Source organism: Pseudomonas sp. G11, from assembly GCF_029457515.1.
Taxonomy (GTDB): Bacteria; Pseudomonadota; Gammaproteobacteria; order Pseudomonadales; family Pseudomonadaceae; genus Aquipseudomonas; species Aquipseudomonas gorinensis.
Genome location: NZ_CP120377.1, coordinates 5,640,088 through 5,660,711 on the forward strand (window position 1 = coordinate 5,640,088; position 20,624 = coordinate 5,660,711).

Annotated in this window: 17 protein-coding genes and 1 tRNA gene; 5 read left to right on the forward strand and 13 right to left on the reverse strand. The window is 61.1% G+C overall.

The features are described 5' to 3' along the window. Both P2T68_RS25890 and P2T68_RS25895 read left to right on the forward strand, forming a co-directional pair. Entirely contained in the window at window positions 1-1,209 is a 1,209-nt protein-coding gene (locus tag P2T68_RS25890) for a pyridoxal phosphate-dependent aminotransferase (protein ID WP_024076588.1), read from the forward strand. A gap of 95 nt (window positions 1,210-1,304) precedes the next feature. Then, entirely contained in the window at window positions 1,305-2,582 is a 1,278-nt protein-coding gene (locus P2T68_RS25895; RefSeq protein ID WP_102623604.1) for a cation:dicarboxylase symporter family transporter, read from the forward strand. A gap of 290 nt (window positions 2,583-2,872) precedes the next feature. Here the strand turns inward: P2T68_RS25895 and P2T68_RS25900 are convergent, their stop codons facing one another. From P2T68_RS25900 to P2T68_RS25910, 3 genes are all read right to left on the reverse strand, one after another. After that, the gene (locus P2T68_RS25900; RefSeq protein WP_024076590.1) at window positions 2,873-3,331 is read right to left on the reverse strand and encodes an Hsp20 family protein; all 459 of its coding nucleotides are present in this window, start codon (window positions 3,329-3,331) and stop codon (window positions 2,873-2,875) included. Window positions 3,332-3,532: 201 nt separating this feature from the next. Further along, window positions 3,533-3,608, reverse strand: a tRNA-Asn gene (locus P2T68_RS25905). Window positions 3,609-3,692: 84 nt separating this feature from the next. Next, window positions 3,693-4,580 (reverse strand): LysR family transcriptional regulator, encoded by an 888-nt coding sequence (locus P2T68_RS25910; RefSeq protein ID WP_024076600.1) that lies wholly within the window; start codon window positions 4,578-4,580, stop codon window positions 3,693-3,695. 100 nt (window positions 4,581-4,680) lie between these two features. Between P2T68_RS25910 and lldD the strand changes: the two genes are divergently transcribed. Together lldD and P2T68_RS25920 are read left to right on the forward strand one after the other, a co-directional pair. Next, complete coding sequence (lldD, locus tag P2T68_RS25915) at window positions 4,681-5,823, forward strand: FMN-dependent L-lactate dehydrogenase LldD (protein ID WP_069076150.1); 1,143 nt, start codon at window positions 4,681-4,683, stop codon at window positions 5,821-5,823. Window positions 5,824-6,104: 281 nt separating this feature from the next. Then, window positions 6,105-7,031 (forward strand): GGDEF domain-containing protein, encoded by a 927-nt coding sequence (locus tag P2T68_RS25920; RefSeq protein WP_041160986.1) that lies wholly within the window; start codon window positions 6,105-6,107, stop codon window positions 7,029-7,031. A gap of 22 nt (window positions 7,032-7,053) precedes the next feature. Here P2T68_RS25920 and P2T68_RS25925 read toward each other — a convergent pair whose 3' ends face one another. The 7 genes from P2T68_RS25925 to P2T68_RS25955 all read right to left on the reverse strand — a co-directional run bounded on the left by P2T68_RS25925 (window position 7,054) and on the right by P2T68_RS25955 (window position 14,767). Then, window positions 7,054-7,857 carry an iron-containing redox enzyme family protein gene (locus P2T68_RS25925; protein ID WP_024076603.1) on the reverse strand — a complete coding sequence of 268 codons (804 nt, stop codon included), beginning with the start codon at window positions 7,855-7,857 and terminating at the stop codon, window positions 7,054-7,056. A gap of 45 nt (window positions 7,858-7,902) precedes the next feature. Beyond that, window positions 7,903-10,365, reverse strand: coding sequence for an EAL domain-containing protein (locus tag P2T68_RS25930; RefSeq protein ID WP_150095469.1), 2,463 nt, complete (start codon window positions 10,363-10,365; stop codon window positions 7,903-7,905). 71 nt (window positions 10,366-10,436) lie between these two features. Continuing rightward, the gene (locus tag P2T68_RS25935) at window positions 10,437-12,254 is read right to left on the reverse strand and encodes an ABC transporter ATP-binding protein (protein WP_069076148.1); all 1,818 of its coding nucleotides are present in this window, start codon (window positions 12,252-12,254) and stop codon (window positions 10,437-10,439) included. Continuing rightward, window positions 12,247-12,882: a DsbA family protein gene (locus P2T68_RS25940; RefSeq protein ID WP_024076606.1), complete on the reverse strand. Its 636-nt coding sequence runs from the start codon at window positions 12,880-12,882 to the stop codon at window positions 12,247-12,249. The genes P2T68_RS25935 and P2T68_RS25940 overlap by 8 nt, the downstream gene beginning before the upstream one ends. A 3-nt stretch (window positions 12,883-12,885) precedes the next feature. Further along, window positions 12,886-13,827 carry a rhodanese-related sulfurtransferase gene (locus P2T68_RS25945; protein ID WP_024076607.1) on the reverse strand — a complete coding sequence of 314 codons (942 nt, stop codon included), beginning with the start codon at window positions 13,825-13,827 and terminating at the stop codon, window positions 12,886-12,888. A gap of 118 nt (window positions 13,828-13,945) precedes the next feature. Next, the gene (locus P2T68_RS25950; RefSeq protein ID WP_024076608.1) at window positions 13,946-14,242 is read right to left on the reverse strand and encodes a BolA family protein; all 297 of its coding nucleotides are present in this window, start codon (window positions 14,240-14,242) and stop codon (window positions 13,946-13,948) included. 6 nt (window positions 14,243-14,248) lie between these two features. Next, a complete protein-coding gene (locus P2T68_RS25955; protein WP_010567461.1) occupies window positions 14,249-14,767 on the reverse strand; it encodes a DUF2059 domain-containing protein in 519 nt (172 codons plus the stop codon). 192 nt (window positions 14,768-14,959) lie between these two features. On the opposite strand from P2T68_RS25955, the gene P2T68_RS25960 reads away from it, so the two are divergent. Continuing rightward, window positions 14,960-16,342, forward strand: coding sequence for a class II fumarate hydratase (locus tag P2T68_RS25960; protein WP_193689616.1), 1,383 nt, complete (start codon window positions 14,960-14,962; stop codon window positions 16,340-16,342). Here the strand turns inward: P2T68_RS25960 and P2T68_RS25965 are convergent. The 3 genes from P2T68_RS25965 to pap form a co-directional block, all read right to left on the reverse strand. Then, window positions 16,339-17,295: a DMT family transporter gene (locus P2T68_RS25965; RefSeq protein ID WP_024076610.1), complete on the reverse strand. Its 957-nt coding sequence runs from the start codon at window positions 17,293-17,295 to the stop codon at window positions 16,339-16,341. The two genes, P2T68_RS25960 and P2T68_RS25965, sit on opposite strands and share 4 nt — an antisense overlap. A 128-nt stretch (window positions 17,296-17,423) precedes the next feature. Next, window positions 17,424-18,608 (reverse strand): thiolase family protein, encoded by a 1,185-nt coding sequence (locus P2T68_RS25970; protein WP_024076611.1) that lies wholly within the window; start codon window positions 18,606-18,608, stop codon window positions 17,424-17,426. A 385-nt stretch (window positions 18,609-18,993) separates the two neighbouring features. After that, window positions 18,994-20,508 (reverse strand): polyphosphate:AMP phosphotransferase, encoded by a 1,515-nt coding sequence (gene pap, locus P2T68_RS25975; protein ID WP_277378472.1) that lies wholly within the window; start codon window positions 20,506-20,508, stop codon window positions 18,994-18,996. Window positions 20,509-20,624 lie beyond the last annotated feature (116 nt).

Here is a 20,624-nt window from a genome sequence, read left to right on the forward strand (position 1 = left end):
ATGAGCACTGCATTTTTGTCGGACCGTGTCCTGGGCATTGCGCCCTCCCCCAGCATTGCCGCCAACGCCCTGGTCACCGAGTTGCGCGCCCAGGGCCGCGACATCGTTAACTTCACCGTGGGCGAGCCGGACTTCGACACCCCGGCGCATATTCTTGAGGCCGCCAGCTTGGCGATGCACAGCGGTGATACCCATTACACCGCCACCACCGGCACCCTTGCCCTGCGCCAGGCCATCTGCCTGAAACTGCAGCGAGATAATGATGTGGTGTATGGCCTGGACGAAGTCGTCGCCGGTTGCGGCGGCAAGCACATCATTTATCACGCGTTGGCCGCCACCTTGAATCGCGGCGATGAAGTCATCGTGCACACGCCGTATTGGGTCTCATACCCGGACATCGCACGGCTCAACGATGCCACACCGGTGATCATCCCGGGCGATGAAAGCCTGGGTTTCAAGCTGTCGCCCGCCGCGCTCGAACAGGCGATCACCCCACACACCAAATGGGCGATCCTCAACAGCCCGAACAACCCCAGCGGCGCGGTGTACAGCGAAGCCGAGCTGCTGGCCCTGGCGCAGGTTTTGCGTCGTCATCCCCATGTGCTGGTCATGGCCGATGAGATCTACGAACACTTCGTCTACGGCGACGCCCGGCATGTGCCGTTGACACGCCTGGCGCCCGATCTCAAGCCACGCACGCTGATCGTCAACGGCGCGTCCAAGGGCTATGCGATGACCGGTTGGCGCCTGGGCTTTGGTGCGGGGCCGGCCTGGTTGATCGCGGCCATCGCCAAGTTGCTGTCACAGACCACCACCTGCCCCAGCTCGTTGAGCCAGGCGGCAGCGGTGGCCGCGTTTGCGGGTGATCAAGCACCTATCGCCGGCATGCGCGAGGAATACCAGCAACGCCGCGCGCGCATTCTGGCGCTGCTTGAGGGCATCCCCGAATTGAGCATTACACCACCGGATGGCGCGTTTTATGTATTCGCCAACGTCAGCGGCCTGATGGGCAAGCTCACTCCCCAAGGCGATCGCCTCGACAGCGACACCCAACTGGTGGACTACCTATTGCGCGACTACGGCCTGGCCACCGTCAGCGGCGCGGCCTACGGCATGTCGCCGTATGTGCGCCTGTCGTTCGCAAGCTCGCTGGACGTGATCGAAGAAGGGTGCCGTCGCCTCAAAGACGCATGCAACGACCTGCGCTGACGGCCACCCGTAACACCCGGCGACCAGCGGACGGCCGCCTTTTGACTGCCTAGAACAACAACTTAAAAATCATTGATCTCAAATGAGGCACTCCCATGCACACGCCCCGCATCGCGCTGGTCTGGCAAATCATGATCGGCTTGCTCGCCGGTATCGCCATTGGTGCCCTGCTGCACCGCTTTCCCGAATCCCGGCCGTGGCTGGTGGACAATGTCCTGCAACCGGCGGGCGATATCTTTATCAAGCTGATGAAAATGATCGTGGTGCCCATCGTGTTTTCCTGCATGGTGGTGGGCATTGCCGGGCACGGTGACGGCAAATCCCTGGGCCGTATCGGGGTCAAATCCCTGAGCTATTTTTTCTGCATCACCACCCTGGCGATCATCATCGGCCTGGTCATGGGCAACCTGCTCAAGCCCGGCGCTGGCACTGAACTGTCCAGCCTGCACGCGGCGAATATCACCCTACCCACCAGCAACGGCGCCGGTCATAGCCTGGGGCAGATCATCGTCGGCATCATCCCCGACAACGTGGTCAACGCCATGGCCCAGGGCAGCCTGTTGTCGGTGCTGTTTTTTGCGGTGATGTTCGGCCTGGGCGTGGCGCGCTTGCCCGCCGAGCGCAAAGACCCGGTCATCGCGCTGTTGCGTGGCGTCAGCGACGCGATGTTCAAGGTCACCTCGATGATCATGGCCTACTCGCCCATCGGCGTGTTCGGCATGATCGCCGTGACGGTGGCCAACTTCGGTTTCAGCTCGTTGCTGCCGCTGGCCAAGCTGATCATGGTCAGCTATGTGGCCATCGCGTTCTTTGTGCTGGTGGTGCTCAACCTGGTGGCGCGCGTTTGCGGGATCAACCTGTTCGCGCTGATGCGCCATATCAAGGATGAACTGGTACTGGCCTTCTCCACCGCCAGCTCGGCGGCGGTGATGCCGCAATTGATGAAGAAACTCGAAACCTACGGCGTACCGCCTTCACTGGTGAGCTTTGTGGTACCGGTGGGTTACTCGTTCAACCTCGACGGCGCTTCACTGTTCCTCGGCATCGGTACCCTGTTCGTCGCGCAGTTGTACGGCATTGATTTGAGCCTGGGCGATCAGGCCTTGCTGGTGGTGACCATGGTGCTCACCTCCAAGGGGGCGGCCGGGGTACCGGGGTTCATGTTCGTGATTCTCTCGGCCACGCTGGCCAGTGCCGGTTTGCCGTTGGAAGGCATCGCGTTTATCGCCGGGGTGTACCGTTTGATGGAGATGCCGACCACGGCGCTGAATGTGCTGGGCAATGCGTTGGCGCCGTTGGTGATTGCCAAGTGGGAGGGGCGTGAGGGGCGGGCTGGGCAGCAGCAGAAAGCGCAAAATGTGCAGATGGAATGAAGCGACTGCTGTGCTTCTGTGGTAAGCGGGCCTGTTGTGGCGAGCGGGCTTGCCCCGCGTTGGGCTGCGAAGCAGCGCCAATAAAGGCACTGAGATTTTCCGATTAGAACTCATAGGCTGATTTTGGGGCCGCTTCGCGTCCCAACGGGAGCAAGGTCCCTCGCCCCAGGTACAGTGTTCGCCCTTAACTGACTGGCATCGGGGCAAGTCCGCTCATACAAAAGCGCCACATTTTGACCTCGCCACATCGAATAAAAGCGCTCCGAAGAGCGCCTTTATTCATTCCAGCCTTATTGCTCGCTGATGGATTTCACCTCAGCCTTGGCAGCACCGCCAATCGCAATGCGCTTAGGCTTGGCTTCCTCGGGCACGATCCTGAGCAGATCGATGCTCAGCAAACCATTGGCGAGCTGTGCGCCCTGCACTTCAATATGGTCAACCAGGCGGAACGACAGGCGGAACGCGCGCTGGGCGATGCCTTGGTGCAGGTAAGTGATGCCCTCATCGTGTTCCCGCTTGCCGCCGGCGACGGTCAACACGCCTTTCTCCACCTGAATATCCAGGTCGTCCTCCACCAAGCCTGCTGCCGCGATCACGATCCGATAATGATCGTCACCGTGCTTTTCGACGTTGTGTGGCGGATAGGTGGTACCGGCCTCGCTGCGAAGCGCCGATTCGAACAGGTCGTTGAAACGGTCAAAGCCCACGGAGTGACGGAACAGTGGGGCCAAGGAAAGAGTAGTAGCCATTGCAAAATCTCCTGAGTTTTCTCCAAGTGATTTGATACGCGACCCGCATTCGGCATCGCGTAATCCCTAGGTAGGTTCAGGCGGAAAAATTTCAAGCGTCACCCCAAAAAATTTTTCGTGCGTTTTTTGGCTGCTGGCACGCAGGGTGTTCGTCAAATTCAAGGCGAAAAAAAGCCTGCATCGCTGCAGGCTTTCTCTATCTGGCTCCACGACCTGGACTCGAACCAGGGACCCAATGATTAACAGTCATTTGCTCTACCAACTGAGCTATCGCGGAATGCGCCGTATGTTACTGATTGAAAAGGAGAAGTCAAGCATTACGTAGCATTTGGCCGGTTTCATTCGGATGACCGGTGACGCCCTACTGCGTCGGGCTGGCCATTTCCTTGGCCAAATCCAGCCAGGCGCGTGCCGCCGGTGGCAGGTGGGCACTGGCGCGCCAAGCCAGGGCGATGTGCCAGTCGGTGTGGGGTTCGTCCAGGGGGATCAAGGCGATGCCGGCGTGCTGGTGCTTGTGCGCCAGCATGCGGGGCAGGAACGCGACGCCCAGGCCGGCCGCTACCAGGTCGACGATAAAGTCGATCTGGCCACTGCGGGCGGTGACTCGGGGCGTTACGCCCTTGCGCTCGCAGGCAGCCATGATCAATGCGTTCAGGGCGAAGCCGGCTTCGAACAGGATGAAGGGTGAATCCGCCAGGTCGGTGAAATCGATGCGAGTGCGCTGGGCCAGTGAGTGGCCCATGGGCAGTACCGCCATCAGTGGTTCATGACGCACAGGCTGGTAATCGAACCCCTCGTCCACCGGCAGCAGCAGGGCCGCCAGGTCGACCTCACCGGCTTCCAGGCATTCGCGCAGTGTCTTGCTGCCGTGCTCGGTCAGTTCGATATCGATGTCTGGATAGCGACTGCGATAGGTGGTGAACATCGCCGCGAACAGCACGCCACATCCTACCGGCGGCAGGCCGATGCGCAGCACACCGCGCTTGAGGCCGCGCAAGTCGTTGATCTCGGCAACGAGGTCATGGTGCTCGGCAAGCAGCACCAGGGCACGGCGGTAGGCAATTTCGCCGGCGGCGGTGAGTTCGTTCCGGTGGCCAAGGCGATTGAGCAGTGGCGCGCCGAGTTCCTCCTCCAGGGTCTTGACCGCCTTGCTCACCGTGGATTGGGTCAGGGACACCACATCGGCCGCTTGGGAGAACCCTCCCTGGCGCACCACTTCGACAAAGGCACGCAATGTGCGCAGGTTCATCAGCATTCCTTTAGCGACTGGGTAGTAGTGATAAAAGTTGTTTTTATCATGCCAGATGTTTGCTTATCGTGGCGCCACCTTGCCCGTGGAGTCACCCTAAATGATCATCTCGTCTGCTGCCGATTACCGCGCAGCCGCCAAGCGCAAGCTGCCGCGCTTTCTGTTCGACTATATCGATGGTGGCGCCTACGCCGAGCACACAATGCGCGCCAACGGCTCGGACCTGGCCGAGATCGGCCTGCGCCAGCGCATCTTGCGCAACGTTGATAACTTGAGTTTGAAGACCCGCGTCTTCGGCCAGGAACTGGCTATGCCCGTCATCCTCAGCCCAGTGGGCCTGACCGGTATGTACGCGCGACGCGGAGAAGTGCAGGCCGCCAAGGCAGCGGCGAACAAAGGCATCCCGTTTTGCTTATCGACGGTGTCGGTGTGTTCGATCGAAGAAGTGGCCTCCCAGAGCCCGCAAGCGATCTGGTTCCAGCTCTATGTGCTCAAGGATCGCGGTTTTATGCGCAATGCCCTGGAACGGGCACAGGCCGCCGGCGTGACAACTCTGGTGTTCACCGTCGACATGCCCACCCCAGGCGCACGCTACCGCGATGCGCACTCGGGCATGTCCGGGCCGTATGCATCGACGCGGCGGATGTTGCAGGCCGTGACCAAACCGCAATGGGCATTGGATGTCGGCTTGCTCGGCCGCCCTCACGATCTGGGCAATATCTCCACGTACCTGGGCAAACCCACCACCCTGGAAGATTACGTGGGCTGGCTGGCGAACAATTTCGACCCCTCGATCAGTTGGAAAGACCTGGAGTGGATTCGCGAATTCTGGAAAGGCCCGATGATCATCAAGGGCATCCTCGACCCGCAGGACGCCAAGGATGCGGTGAGTTTCGGCGCCGATGGCATCGTGGTGTCCAACCACGGCGGGCGTCAGCTGGATGGCGTGCTGTCCACCACCAAGGCGTTGCCACCGATTGCCCAGGCAGTGGGCGATGACTTGACGGTGCTGGTGGACTCCGGCATTCGCTCCGGGCTCGACGTGGTGCGCATGCTAGCCCTGGGGGCCAAGGCTTGCCTGCTGGGACGCTCGACGGCGTATGCGCTGGCCGCCGAGGGCCAGTCTGGCGTGGAGAACCTGCTGGATATCTTCGCCAAGGAGATGCGCGTGGCCATGACGCTAACGGGCGTCACCGCGATCGACCAGATTGACCCCAGCACGCTGGTTCAGCCTGCCAAATAACCGGCGTCATACGGCAATGGCTGTTTTGCGTGTTAAAAACAGCCATTGATTTATAAGGAGTTTAATTAAGTTAAACGAAGTGGCATGAATCTCGCTCTAACCCTTCCCACGCAGGTTAAGCGATGACAAGACGTGCGGCAGTGCCCAAGGGTTATAACCCATGACAAAGCGGTCTAAACTGTTTCCAATGTTTTACGGAACTGAAGGAACAGTAAGACGCTTGGCACTCGCCACTCTCATCGAGCCTGTAAGACAGCTAAGTGCTTAGAGGCCGATTGCTTATGAAAACACCCACCCAGACCCACGCAATCGACTTCGACACGGCCAAATTGCAACGCCTGGGCTTTGGCCAGCCAACCTCTCTGCCGCGCCGCCCCACCACCACTGTCCAGCTTCGCCAGCAACTGGGTCAGCAATTGCAGATCAGCCTGGAACCGGAGCGTATCCTCGGCCTGTTCTTTCGCGAGATCCAGCGTCTGGTACCCCTTGATGCCCTGCTGTACCGCCACCAGGCCAGTGATTTGCGCCTGGAGTTTGGTCATCGCGGCCATCATTCGGTCAGTTATGCCCTCAGTCACGAAGGCGAGCACTTGGGTGAACTGGTGTTCCGCCGCAACCAACGCTTGGTGGAAGAAGAGCTGAGCCAACTCGAATCCCTGCTGGCCACCCTGCTCTACCCGATGCGCAACGCCCTGCTCTACCGCGCCGCCACCCGCAGTGCGCTACGCGACCCGCTGACCCAGACCGGTAACCGCGTCGCCATGGACCAGACCCTGCAACGGGAAATCGATATGGCGCGGCGGCACCTGAACCCGTTGTCGTTGCTGATGCTGGACATCGATCACTTCAAACAGATCAACGACACCCATGGGCATGCGGCCGGCGATAACGTGCTGCGCGCGGTCGCCGCAGCGATCAAGGCCCAGTTGCGTAACGTGGACATGGTGTTTCGGTTTGGCGGGGAAGAGTTTCTGATCCTGCTGTCCAACACCGGCCGGGATGCCGCGGCGATGGTTGGCGAGCGTCTGCGCCAGGCGACGCAGGCCCAGGACTACTGGGCGGATGACCTACGCATCGAATTGACGGTGAGCCTGGGCTGCTCGACCTTGTTGGCGGGTGAGTCTGCCGACAGCCTGTTGCGCCGGGCCGACAATGCGCTGTACGTGGCCAAGCGCGAAGGCCGTAACCGCTTGGCAATGGCGGGGTAATGACCCCGCCATCACGCTGACCTTATGCTTCGCTGGCCACGCGAACCGGGCGTTCACGCACCGCCATGACCGCAGGTTTGTCTTTCTCCAGGCGCATGCAGCTTTCCAGGAACAGGTACATGTAGTCGTAGCTCTTGCACACGGCCTGGCGCAGCTCTGCCTGCAGCGCCTTGGTCGGGTTCATCCCGGCCAGGGTGCAGATGATTTCCAGCGCTTCCCACGGGTGGGCGTCATCGTACTGGGCGTGCATCTTCAGCCATTTCATCGCGCGCTTGCGGTCTTCCTCGGGGAAGGCGGCAGCGTAGACGCCGGTGGAACATACCACCGCGGACCACTCCCCGGTCGCCCCCTCGATTGCGTAGTTGGTCGCGGCAATCGCCACGATCAGCGAATCGGCCGAACTTGTGTGCCAGCACCAATGGCTCAGTGCATGCAACTCCGGCGGTACGTTCTGCGCTTGCAACTCTTCGAGGCTGACGCCATGGGCGCGGGCCCAATGCACCCAATAGTCGGCGTGGTTCAGTTCCACGCGAATGTTGCGCATCAGCCACCGCCGCGCCATGTCCTCTCCAGGATGACGGGCAAACTTGGTTTTGGTGAGGTTCTGTGCCATGTACAAGGCAAACTGTTCAACCACTGGCCAGCCACCAATAAGGTAATGGCGCATGGTCTTGGCGCTGAGCGTGTTATCACGCATGCGCTGGTACAGTTCGTGCTCGACAACTCGGCGCTTGCTCTCACTACAGTCCTGGATCAGTCGTTGTGCCCAGGCGGGGTAACTTGAGGCTTCCATAAGCGGGCCGGTTCGGTTGAAGGTGTCGATCACTGTAAGGCTCCTTTTTAAGTGTGATTGTACAGACCAGCAAATGTTTCAGCGGAATGTGCCGGGCGCCTTGAATAACAGGGGCTGCGGCCGCACAGGTCGACACTGCAAGCTATCAGGGGTAAACAACTGCGGGCGTTCAATCACGTAGCCCTGAGCGTAATCCACACCAATCTCGAGTAACGCCTGTTCAATGAGCGGTGTTTCAACAAACTCGGCAATTGTGCGCTTACCCATGACGTGGCCGATGTGATTGATCACTTCGACCATGGCGCGGTTAATCGGGTCGTCCAGCATATCCTTTACGAAACTTCCATCGATCTTCAGGAAGTCTACAGGTAAATGTTTCAGATAAGCGAATGAGGACATTCCGGCACAAAAGTCGTCGAGTGAAAAATGGCAACCTAACGCTTTGAGTTCATTAATAAAGCGAATTGCACTACCCAAATTGGCAATAGCGCTGGTCTCAGTTATTTCAAAACAAATCATTTCCGCAGGAATGCTGTAAGCCGCGAATTTGTCACGTAGAAACCCCAGGAAATCGTCATCGCCAATGGTTATTCCCGACAGATTAATCGCACACATGGCCATGGGCTGGCCCGGACGCTCATGCATGCAGCGGGCGATGATCTTGAACACGTTCTCAACCACCCAGCGATCCAGCGAGGTCATCAGGCCGTAACGTTCGGCTGCCGGGATAAAGCTGTCCGGCAGAATGATCCGACCGGCCTCATCATGCAGGCGCAGGAGGACCTCGATATGTCCGTTACCGGGGTCCGTATGGCCCAAGGCTGCGATTTCCTGGGCATACAGGCAGAAACGGTTTTCTTCCAGGGCCATGTGCAGGCGCTGCACCCAGGCCATCTCGCCGAAACGCAAGGACAGCTCAGAGTCATCGGCATGGTAGACCTGCACGCGGTTGCGGCCCTTTTCCTTGGCCATGTAGCACGCCATATCGGCGGCCCGCAGCGATGTCTCCAAGGTGGTCGGCGCGTGTGAGAGGTGCACCAGGCCAATGCTGACCGTGGTCATGAACGGCCGCCCCTTCCACACAAAATGCAGGCTTTGCACGGTATGGCGCAGGCTTTCGGCGATTTTTTCCGCCACCGGCGCCGGGCAGTTCTCCAGCAAAATACCGAACTCATCGCCGCCCAGGCGCGCCAGCGTGTCACCCTCCCGCAGGTCCGATTGCAACAAGGCGCAGATGTGGCGCAGCAGTTCGTCGCCTGCCGCATGCCCGCAGGTATCGTTGACCAGCTTGAACTGGTCCAGGTCGAGGAACATCAAGGCGTGGCGCCCACTTTGCTGGCGCGCGGCCTGTTGCAACACCTGCTCCAGGCGGAATTCGAATTCGCGGCGGTTGGCCAGGCCGGTCAGGGCATCGTGGGTGGCTTGCCACGACAGATTGGCAATGTACTGGCGCTCCTGAGTCATGTCGTGCAGCACCAGCACCGCCCCGCTGACCTTGCCGGCGCTACGGATCGGCGCGCCCACCAGGGTCACCGAGACCGTGCTGCCGTCCAGGCGCTGAATGGTTTTGGAGTGTTCACTGCCACCGCTGAGCTGGCCTTTGGTGATGTGCTCGATCAGGGTAAATCCATCGGGCTGGGCGTCTTCATCCAGCAAATTGAACAGCGAAGCCAGGGGCAGGCCCTGGGCCTGGGACGATTTCCAGTGGGTCAGCGCCTCGGCCGCCGGGTTCATGTAGGCAATGGCACCATTGACATCAGTGGTGATCACCCCGTCCCCGATCGATTCCAGGGTGATCTGCGCCCGCTCCTTTTCCAATTCCAGGGCATCGGCGAACGCATGACGCTGGCGCAGTAACTTATGGGTGCGCAGCAAAGCCAGGGCGATCAGGCCCAGGGCCGTGGCCAGGTTGGTAATCATCAACAGCCGCAGGATAAATCGCGAACCTTCGCCCAGGGCATCACTGAACGCCTTGGCCGCCGGCGTCACGCCGTCGTTGATGGCAAAGATCTGGGCTTTCCATTGCCGCACAGCGTCGCCGCTGACCTGGTGGGTGGTGATTGCGCGGTGCATCGTTTGGGCCAGGTCATCCAGTTGCACCAGGTAGCCATCCCCCACGGTCCACAACTCGATGGCTTTTTCCAGGTAACTGAAATGGCGAAAGTTGAGGTACAACCAGATCAGGCTGGAGACATCATCCGGGTGGTTGCCCCCCTTGAGGATCCCCAGGCGTGCGGCGGAGAGATCGGGTGTGGGCCGGTCCAGGGCGATACGCAGCTCATGCCCGCCCTGGGGCACGGCGATGGCCTGCTGGTATTTGAGGAAGGTGGCTTCGTCACGATTGTCGGCGTACAGGGTCAGGTAGTAGATGGCGTCCTTCTGGCCTTTTGACCACAGGCTTTCGCCGGCCACATAACCACGCACGGCCGAGAGTACGTAGAGACTGACACTGCCCAACAATGCCTGGAACAGCACGACGGCGATAAATGGCCAGACAATGCCCAACAACCGTGGCGTTCCGAGAGTCCGCTTTTGCTTCATGAAGTCCCTTGCACATGCACAGCTGAAAACGCACGCGAACATCCGCTCCTGATAGCACAGCGTAGGCTAAATCAACGCACTTGTTGCAGGTGCCCGTAAAGTTTGGCGTACAGGCCGCCGTCGGCGATCAGTTGCTGATGGTCGCCATCTTCGGCGATATGCCCACCATCGAACACCAACACCCGGTCTGCCTGCTTCACTGCTGACAAGCGGTGGGCAATGATCAGTGTAGTACGGCCACTGAGAAACCGCGCCAACGCCTGGTGCAGGTTGTACTCGGTGGCGGCGTCCAGGGCGGAGGTGGCTTCATCCAGGATCACCACTTTCGGCTCGGCCAACACCATGCGCGCAATCGCCAGGCGTTGCCGCTGCCCGCCGGAGAAGCGCACGCCTGAGCGACCGACGATACTATCCAAACCCATGGGCAGCGCCTTGACGGTCGCATCCAACTGGGCGATTTCAAGGGCCTGCCAGCACGCCTGGTCCGTACGACTGCGCCCCATCGTCAAGTTGGCCCGCACGGTATCGTTGAACAGCGCCGGGTGTTGCAACACCACCGCGACGTTCTCGCGAATGGTCTCCAGGCCGATTTCCTGCTGGGTGGCGCCGCCAAAACGAATGCTGCCAGCTTGCGGCGTGTAGAGCCCCAGCAGCAGTTGCACCAGGGTACTTTTGCCGCCGCCACTGGCGCCGACGATTGCCACCTTCTCCCCCGGCTCGATGGCCAGGTTCAATTGATCGAGCACCCGTTCTTCGCCATACCCGAACGTGAGGCCGCGCACTTCAAGGCCGACCGTCTCGCGCCCGGCAAACGGGTCCTGGCCGCCGGCATATTGCGGCTCATCGGCGCGTGCCAGCAGTTCGTTGATCCGCGTCAGCGCCCCGCCCGCCGCGTAGTAGGCGTATTGCAGGTTCAATAACTGCTCCACCGGGCCGATCATGAACCACAGGTAGCTGAATACCGCGAGCATCTGGCCGATGGAGAGGTCGGAGAACAGCACCGTCAGCATCGCTGCCGCACGGAAGATGTCGATGCCGAATTGGAACAGCAAGCCACTGGCGCGGCTGGAGGCGTCGGTTTTCCACTGGGAGTGGATGGCATAGTCCCGCACTTCCTGGGCACGCTGGCCGAGGCGCCCGAGGAAAAAGCCCTGGCGGTTACCGGCGCGCACTTCCTGAATGGCATCGAGGGTTTCGGTCAGCGCCTGGGTAAAGCGCGAGGTGCTGTCGTTTTCCAGTTTCTTCAGGTGTTTGACGCGCTTGCCCAGCTGCACCGTGGCGTAGATCACCAGCGGGTTGAACAACAGGATCAGCAGCGCCAGTTGCCAATGCATCCACACCAGGATGGCCGACGTGCCCACCAGGGTGAGCATCGCCACCAGGAAACGGCTGAGGGTTTCGCCGACGAACTTGTCCAACGTATCCAGGTCGGTGACCAGGTGCGTGGTGACCGTGCCGCTGCCCAGGCTTTCGTATTCCCCCAGGGAAATACGCTTGAGTCGTTCGATCAGGCGCACGCGAATGCGGTAGACGATGTCCTTGGCCAGCCGGGCAAACAAACGCGCCTGCACCACGTTGAATACCAGCGCACCACAGCGCAGGGCCAAGGTCACCAGCAGCATCAAGCCGATATACCCAGCGGCCTTTTGCCAACCCAGGGGCAACGCGTGGTTCATCACCTTGAGCGCGGCATCGCCGTGGCCCAACAGCACTTCGTCGACCAACAGCGGCAACAGCAGCGGAATAGGCACGCTGCACAGGGTCGCCAGGACGGCGACACCGTTGGCGATCCACAGGGATTTCTTGTGACGCAGGGCCAGGCGGCGGATCTCCGCCCAGGTCAAGCGGTCGACACGAGGGGTGGGCGTTAGGTCGGGCTGATCATGCACAGGCAGCTCGCTCCAGCCATCGGGCGAGCAGAGGCGACAGCTCGGAGAGCGGCTGGTAGCCATTGGTCAGCAACGCCAACTGACCATTGCGCTCGGCCAGCAGCGTTGGGAAACCGGCGATCCCCAGGTCCTGTACCCAGGTGAAATCGGCGGCGGTAGCGGCATGCTGCTCGGCGCGGTCAAAAGCGCCGGCAAACTCGATACGCGGGATACCGGCCTCCTCGGCCAGTTCCACCAGCACACTGGCGAGGGTCACATCGCGCCCCTCGACATAAAATGCATGCTGGATCAGGCCCAGCAGTTTCCACGCGCAATCCGGCGCCAGGCTGCGCGCAGTGACAATTGCACGGCACGCCGGCTCCGTGTCGTAGACAAAACCGTCGGGCAGCGCGCCTTCGAACGTGAACGTCTGCCCGGTGGCGTCGGTGACCGCCTGCCAGTGTTCCAGGATATAGCGCCGGGTCGTCGGCTCCAGCGCCGCGCCGCTGCCGGTGCGCAAGCCGCCCACCACCAGGTGCAGCTCCACGCCGGCCGCCTGGGCCTGCTCAACCAGCGCCTGCGCCACCGGGGCAAAGCCCCAGCACCAGGAACACATAGGATCCATTACATAGAGCAGGCGCGCGGACATGGCTCAGGCCTCGGAAGGAGTTTGCTTGTAGTTGAAGCCGATCGGGTGCGGCATATTGCGGGCCTTGGCCAACTCAATCTGCTTTTGCCGGTCGATCGCGCTGCGACGGGTTTTCTCCGGCAGCTTATCCCAGCAATGTGGGCAACTGATGCCCGCCACATAGTGCTCGGATGCGCGGTCTTGCACGCTCACCGGTGTGCGGCAGGCATGACATTGATCGTAGTCGCCTTCGCTCAAGTCGTGGCGCACGGTGACGCGATTGTCGAACACAAAGCAGTCGCCCTGCCATTTGGTCTCTGCCTGCGGCACCTCTTCGAGGTACTTCAGGATGCCGCCCTTGAGGTGGTAGACCTCATCGAAGCCTTCACTGAGCATGTAGCTCGAGGCCTTTTCGCAACGAATGCCGCCGGTGCAGAACATGGCGACCTTCTTGTGCTTGGCCGGGTCGAAGTTGGCTTTGATATAGTCGGGAAATTCGCGAAAACTGGTGGTTTTCGGGTCGATCGCGCCTTCAAAAGTGCCGATGGACACTTCGTAGTCGTTACGGGTGTCGATCAACAACACTTCGGGGTCGCTGATCAGCGCGTTCCAGTCCTGCGGATCGACGTAGGTGCCGACCTTCTTGTTCGGGTCGACGCCTTCGACGCCCAGGGTCACGATCTCTTTCTTGAGCTTGACCTTGGTGCGGTAGAACGGCTGCTCGTCGCAGTACGACTCTTTGTGGTCGATGTCGTCCATGCGCGGGTCGTTCTTGAGCCAGGCCATCAGGCCGTCAATGCCTTCGCGGCTGCCGGAAACGGTACCGTTGATGCCTTCTTCGGCGATCAGCAAGGTGCCTTTGATGCCATTGTCGACCATCGCCTGCAGCAGGGGCTCGCGCAGCGCAACGTAATCTTCGAGGGTGACGAACTTATACAGTGCCGCCACGACAATCGGTTGAGTCATGGGTGTTCTCTCCAGGTGGCTACCCTCGTAAGGGGTGAACCGGATGCAAAAAAAACGCGCCGGCTAAGCGGCGCGTTGCGGATTCTAGCAAATGCGAGGTGTCAGAGACACCCGGTCATCAGCCATGGCCGCCGGCGCAGGTCGGCGAGGCCGGGGCTGCGTCGATTTTCGCCCACTCTGCGGGCGTGTAGGTATGCAGCGCCAGCGCATGAAACTCGCTCATCAGGTCACCCAGGGTGGCGTAGACCTTCTGGTGGCGCTTGACGCGGTTGAGCCCCTCGAACTGCTGGCTGACCAGCACGGCCTTGAAGTGGGTCTGCAACCCACGGCTGTGCATATGGCTTTCGTCCAGCACGCTCAAGTGCTCCGGGGCCAGGGCGGCAAGTGCCGTTTCGATACGCTGTTGCATGGTCATTCCTGCTTACTTCTTCTTGGCCGGTGCGGCGGCTTTAGGCGTCAGCTCGTTGGTCATGTCTTCCAACAGCTTGTTCACCACCGGCACGGCGCTTTCCAGTTTGGCCTGGGTCATCTGGGCCGATTGCTGGGTCAGCTGCGGCATTTTCTCCAGGACTTTCTTGCCCAGTGGCGACTGGTAGAACGCAACCAGGTCCTTGAGCTCGGATTCGCTGAAGTTGCTGGTGTAGAGCTTGACCATGTCCGGCTTCAGTTTCGGCCAGCCGATGGCTTGGTCCAGGGCAGCATTGGCCTTGGCCTGGTAGCTGTCCAGTACGGACTGTTTGGCGGCAGGCGCCTTGGTCTGTTCGAAACGCTGGGCGAACATTTGCTGCACTTGCATGTACACCGGGGTCCCCAGCTTGTCAGCGTGGGCCAGGGTAAGGAAGGCTTCGGCACTGGCGTTGTGGCTGGCGGTATCGGCAAAAACCTGGCCGCTGGCGCAAACCAGAGCAACCGCGGTACAGATGGCACGAAGACGAGTCATCGAGTTTCCTTTTCTAGCAGGCGAGGTAAGACCCCAAGGGCGCCCATTCTGCGCCTAAAAAACGCCCCGGCTCAACCCCGAGCCTTAGCGGGCGCGGATTGCCGTGAATGAATCCGATGAAAAGTCTTTTAGGGAACCCCCCGGGCCGATCACAGCCTAAACTGCGCAAACGAACCTGAAGGAGTGTGCCCGATGAGCCGTATCGAAACCGACAGCCTGGGAGAAGTCCAAGTCCCGGATGACGCTTACTGGGGCGCCCAGACCCAACGTTCGCTGGTGAACTTCGCTATCGGCGAACAGCGCATGCCCCTGGCGGTCCTGCACGCCCTGGCCTTGATCAAGAAGGCCGCTGCCCGGGTCAACGACCGCAATGGCGACCTGCCCGCCGATATCGCCCGCTTGATCGAACAAGCCGCCGACGAAGTACTGGCCGGCCAACATGACGACCAATTCCCCTTGGTGGTGTGGCAAACCGGCAGCGGCACCCAAAGCAACATGAACGCCAACGAAGTGATCGCCGGCCGCGCCAACGAGCTGTCGGGCAAGCCCCGTGGCGGCAAGAGCCCCGTACACCCCAACGATCACGTCAACCGCTCCCAGAGTTCCAACGACTGCTTCCCCACCGCCATGAGCATCGCGGCGGTTCAGGCGGTCAACCAGCAATTGCTGCCGGCGATCACCCACCTGTCCGGCGGCCTGGCGGAACTGTCGGCACGGCATATGAAGCTGGTGAAGACCGGTCGCACTCATATGATGGATGCCACGCCGATCACCTTTGGCCAGGAACTGTCGGCGTTTATCGCCCAGCTTGATTACGCCGAGCGCGCGATCCGCAACGCCCTGCCCCAGGTCTGCGAGCTGGCCCAGGGCGGCACCGCCGTGGGCACCGGGCTCAACTCGCCCCATGGCTTTGGCGAAGCGATTGCCGCCGAGCTGGCGGCACTGTCGGGCTTACCGTTCGTGACCGCCCCCAACAAATTCGCCGCCCTCTCCGGACACGAACCCCTGGTGACCTTGCACGGTGCGCTGAAAACCCTGGCCGTGGCCCTGATGAAAATCGCCAACGACCTGCGCCTGCTCGGCTCCGGCCCCCGCGCCGGGCTGGCGGAAGTCAAACTGCCAGCCAACGAACCGGGCAGCTCGATCATGCCCGGCAAGGTCAACCCGACCCAGTGCGAAGCGCTGTCCATGCTGGCCTGCCAAGTACTGGGCAATGACGTGACCATCGGCATCGCGGCGAGCCAAGGGCATTTGCAGTTGAACGTGTACAAGCCGGTGATCATCCACAACCTGCTGGAATCGATCCGCCTGTTGGCCGACGGCTGCAATAACTTCCAGGAGCACTGCATCGCCGGCCTGGAGCCCGACGCCGAACAAATGGCCGAGCACCTGGAGCGCGGGCTGATGCTGGTCACGGCGCTCAACCCGCACATCGGCTATGACAAGTCAGCAGAGATCGCCAAGAAGGCCTACGCCGAAGGATTGACCCTTCGGGAAGCGGCGCTGGACCTGGGCTACCTCACCGACGCAGAGTTCGACCAGTGGGTACGCCCGGAAAACATGCTGGGCGCCTAAGACGCCATGCGTAGCCGCCGGGCCTTGAGCCCGGCGAGCAACGACGGCGCCAGCGCAACCGCCGCCGACCCCATGACCACCACCAACGCGCCGAAATAGCCCAAGGCATTGATCTCTTCGGCCTGCACATAGTTGGGCCACAGCCACGCCGCCAACGCCACCGCGACAAAGGTCACCAACGGCGTCAGTGCCAGGGTTGCACTCACCCGCGAGGCTTCCCAGTGGGCCAGGGCTTCGGCAAATGCGCCGTAGGCCACCAGTGTGTTCATGCAACACGCCAGCAACAGCCAGCCTTGCAGCGGGCTCAGTTGCAGGGCCTCCAGCGGATGCGCCCAAGGCGTCAGCAGCACGGCGCACGACAGGTAGATCACCATCATCACTTGCAGCGAATTCCAGACGGTCAGCAACTGCTTCTGGCCCAAGGCGTAGAACACCCAGATCGACGTGGCGAGCAGGATCGTCAGCACACCGGCGGTATAAGCGCCGAGGGACGTCAGCAGTTCCTCCAGGCGTTGGTTGAAGAACAGACCGAAGCCGACGATCAGCACCACCAGGCCCACGCTCTGACCCACGCTGAAACGTTCCTTGAACACAAACACGCTGGCGATCATCAGGAAGATCGGCCCCATCTGCACCACCAACTGCGCGGTGCCGGGGCTGAGCAGTTTCAGGCCCACCAGGTACAATACGTAGTTGCCCACCAGGCCGCACACGGCCATCGCCACCAGCCAGCCGCCTTTGGGGCCGAGCACTTTACGACTGGGCAGGCGCTTGGTCGCGGCGAGGTACACGAAGAGGCAACTGCCGGCCACCATCAGGCGAAACCAGGTGACGGTGATCGGGTCCATCACCTGCAACACTTGCTTGAGCTTGATCGGCAGAATGCCCCAGAGCAGCGCGGTCAGCAGGGTCAGGAAAAAACCGTAGACCCAGCGGCCGGAAGAGATGTGCATGAGTGCCCCAGAAAATGCCAGAGGTGGAGGAGTGGCTATTCTAGGGGCAAGTGGACGCATTGGGATATGGCGCTGCATACCTGTGGGAGGGGGCGGTGCGACGATTCGACTTGCCCCCTCCACACTTATCAGCGCACGGCTTCGAACAGTCCCGTGGCGCCCATGCCGCCGCCCACGCACATGGTGACGATGCCATAACGCAAATTGCGCCGCTGCAGCTCACGCACCAGGTGCCCGACCTGGCGCGAACCGGTCATGCCGAACGGGTGGCCAATGGAGATCGAGCCGCCGTTGACGTTGTACTTGTCGTTATCAATTTCCAGGCGATTACGCGCGTACAGGCATTGGGAAGCGAAGGCTTCGTTGAGTTCCCACAGGTCGATGTCGGCAACCTGCAAGCCCTTGGCCTTGAGCAGCTTGGGCACCGAGAACACCGGGCCGATGCCCATCTCATCCGGCTCGCAACCTGCCACGGTGAAACCGCGGAAAAACGCCTTGGGCTTGAGCCCCAGTTCCAGGGCTTTCTCCAGGCTCATCACCAGCGTCATCGAGGCGCCATCGGAGAGCTGCGACGAGTTACCCGCCGTCACCGAGCCGTCTTCGGCAAACACCGGCTTCAACCCAGACAGGCTGGCCAACGTGGTGTCCGGGCGGTTGCAGTCATCGCGATCTACGACGCCGTCGAGGATTTGTACCGCGCCAGTGTTCTTGTCCTCGACCCTGTACTTGACCGCCATCGCCACGATTTCATCGTCAAACAGGCCATCGGTCTGGGCCTGGGCCGTGCGCTGCTGACTTTGCAAGGCGTAGAGGTCCTGGTCTTCGCGGCTCACGTTGTAGCGGCGCGCGACGATTTCAGCGGTCTGGCCCATGGGGAAGTAGATGCCCGGCACCTGCGCCTTGAGCAGCGGGTTGATGAGGTTATCGGTGTTGACGCTTTTCATGGTCAGGCTGATCGACTCGACACCGCCCGCCACGATGATATCGCTGCACCCCGAGGCGATCTGGTTGGCGGCGATGGCGATCGCCTGCAGGCCCGACGAACAGAAGCGGTTGAGCGTCATCCCTGCCGTGCCGGTACCCAATTGCGAAAGCACCGCCACGTTGCGCCCGATGTTGTAGCCCTGGGCGCCCTCGTTGGAGCCGGCGCCGACGATGCAATCCTCCACCGTGGCCGGGTCGATGCCGTTGCGGGCCAGCAGCGCGTTGACGCAATGGGCCGCCATGTCATCCGGGCGGGTCTGGTTGAACTTGCCGCGAAAGGATTTGGCCAGGCCGGTTCGCACACTGTCGACGATCACTACTTCACGCATGGGCTACCTCGATCTTGTGGTTGTTGGATCGAGAATAAGTCCAGTCCTCTCCCACTGCGACGATCATTCACCCGGCGTATGCAAAAACATGGTGACGAACATAAATCGGTGGTGAGTCGGCCTGTTGTGGTCAGAGGGCTTGTGTGGCGAGCGGGCTTGTTGTGGCGAGCGGGCTTGCCCCGCGTTGGGCTGCGAAGCGGCCCCAAAACCAGCCAATGAGTTCTGCCTGGAGAAACGCGGCGTCTGGGTCAGGGCCGCTTCGCGCCCCAACGCGGGGCAAGCCCGCTCGCCACAACAAGCCCTCTAACCACTTCAAGCCCTCCGGCCACTTCAAGCCCTCTCCCTCGCAACAGCCCCGCTCGCCACGAGTCAGTTACCCAGCCACTTATTTCTTTTTCTTTTTATCGTGCTTGTCGGACTTGGCGAACGCTTCTTCCAAGGCCAGGTTGATGGTGCGTAGCACCTTGACCCGCGCCCAACGCTTGTCATTGGCCTCCACCAGGGTCCACGGCGAGACCTCGGTGCTGGTGCGGTCGACCATATCGCCCACCGCCGCGCGGTAGTCGTCCCACTTGTCGCGGTTGCGCCAGTCGTCCTCGGTGATCTTGAAGCGCTTGAACGGGATCGCCTCACGGGCCTGGAAACGCTCCAGTTGGGTCTGCTTATCGATAGCCAGCCAGAACTTGACCACAATCACCCCCGCATCGCGCAGTTGCTCCTCGAAGTCGTTGATCTCGCCATAGGCACGCAACCAGTCGGCCGGGGTGCAGAAGCCTTCGATGCGCTCCACCAACACTCGGCCATACCACGACCGGTCGAATACCGTGAACATGCCGCGTGCCGGGATCTGCCGCCAGAAACGCCAGAGGTAAGGTTGAGCCCGTTCGTCTTCAGTGGGGGCAGCGATCGGGATGATGCGGTACTGGCGCGGGTCGAGGGCCGCGGCGACACGGCGGATCGCCCCCCCCTTCCCGGCGGCATCGTTGCCTTCGAACACCGTGACCAGGGCGTGCTTGCGCATGCGTTTGTCGCGCATCAGGCCAGAGAGGCGCGCCTGCTCGGTAATCAGTTGTTCTTCGTAATCTTCCTTGTCCAGGCTCAAGGTCATGTCGAGGCTGTTCAGCAGGCTCACCTGGTCCACCGCGGCAGGCAAAGGCGCCGGGTTCATGCCGCTGGCCTTGCCCCTGGCTTGCTTCAAGGCGTTTTGCAGGCCTTCGAGCAGGATCTTGCCCACGGTCAGGCCACGGTAATAGGGGTCGACACCTTCGATCACATGCCACGGAGCATAGTCACGGCTGGTGCGGCGCAGCACGCGCTCGCCAAAATGCACGAACTTGTCGTAGGTCTGCGATTGCTGCCAGTCCAGCGGGCTGATGCGCCAGCTGTGCAGCGGGTCATCGGCCAGGGCCTTGAGTCGCGCCTTCATCTGTTTCTTGGACAGGTGGAACCAGAACTTGAAGATCACCGCGCCCTCATCGCAGAACATCTTCTCCAGACGCTCGGCACCGGCGATGGCCTGGTCGAGCCGCGCATCCTTGATCTCGCCATGCACGCGGCTTTGCAGCATCTGGCTGTACCAATTGCCAAAAAACACGCCCATGCGGCCCTTGGCGGGCAGTTGGCGCCAGTAGCGCCAGGCCGGGGGGCGCGCCAGTTCCTCGTCGGTCTGCTGGTCGAAGGTGCGCACTTCGATCAGGCGCGGGTCCATCCATTCATTGAGCAGCTTGACCGTCTCGCCCTTGCCCGCACCTTCAACCCCGTTGATCAGGATGATCACCGGAAAACGCTTCTGCTGCTGCAACTCGTATTGCACTTCGAGCAAGGCTTCGCGCAGGGCGGGCACCTCGGTGTCGTAGGTGTCTTTGTCGATGGCGTGACCGATTTCGGCGGATTCGAACATAGGCTGCTCCGTTTCAAGATGGATCAAGACTAGCGGATTGGGCAACGCCATGCGGGAGGAAATTCCACGTGCGCTTGCCGTGGGTCAATTCAAAGGCTGTTGATCGGCTAGAATGG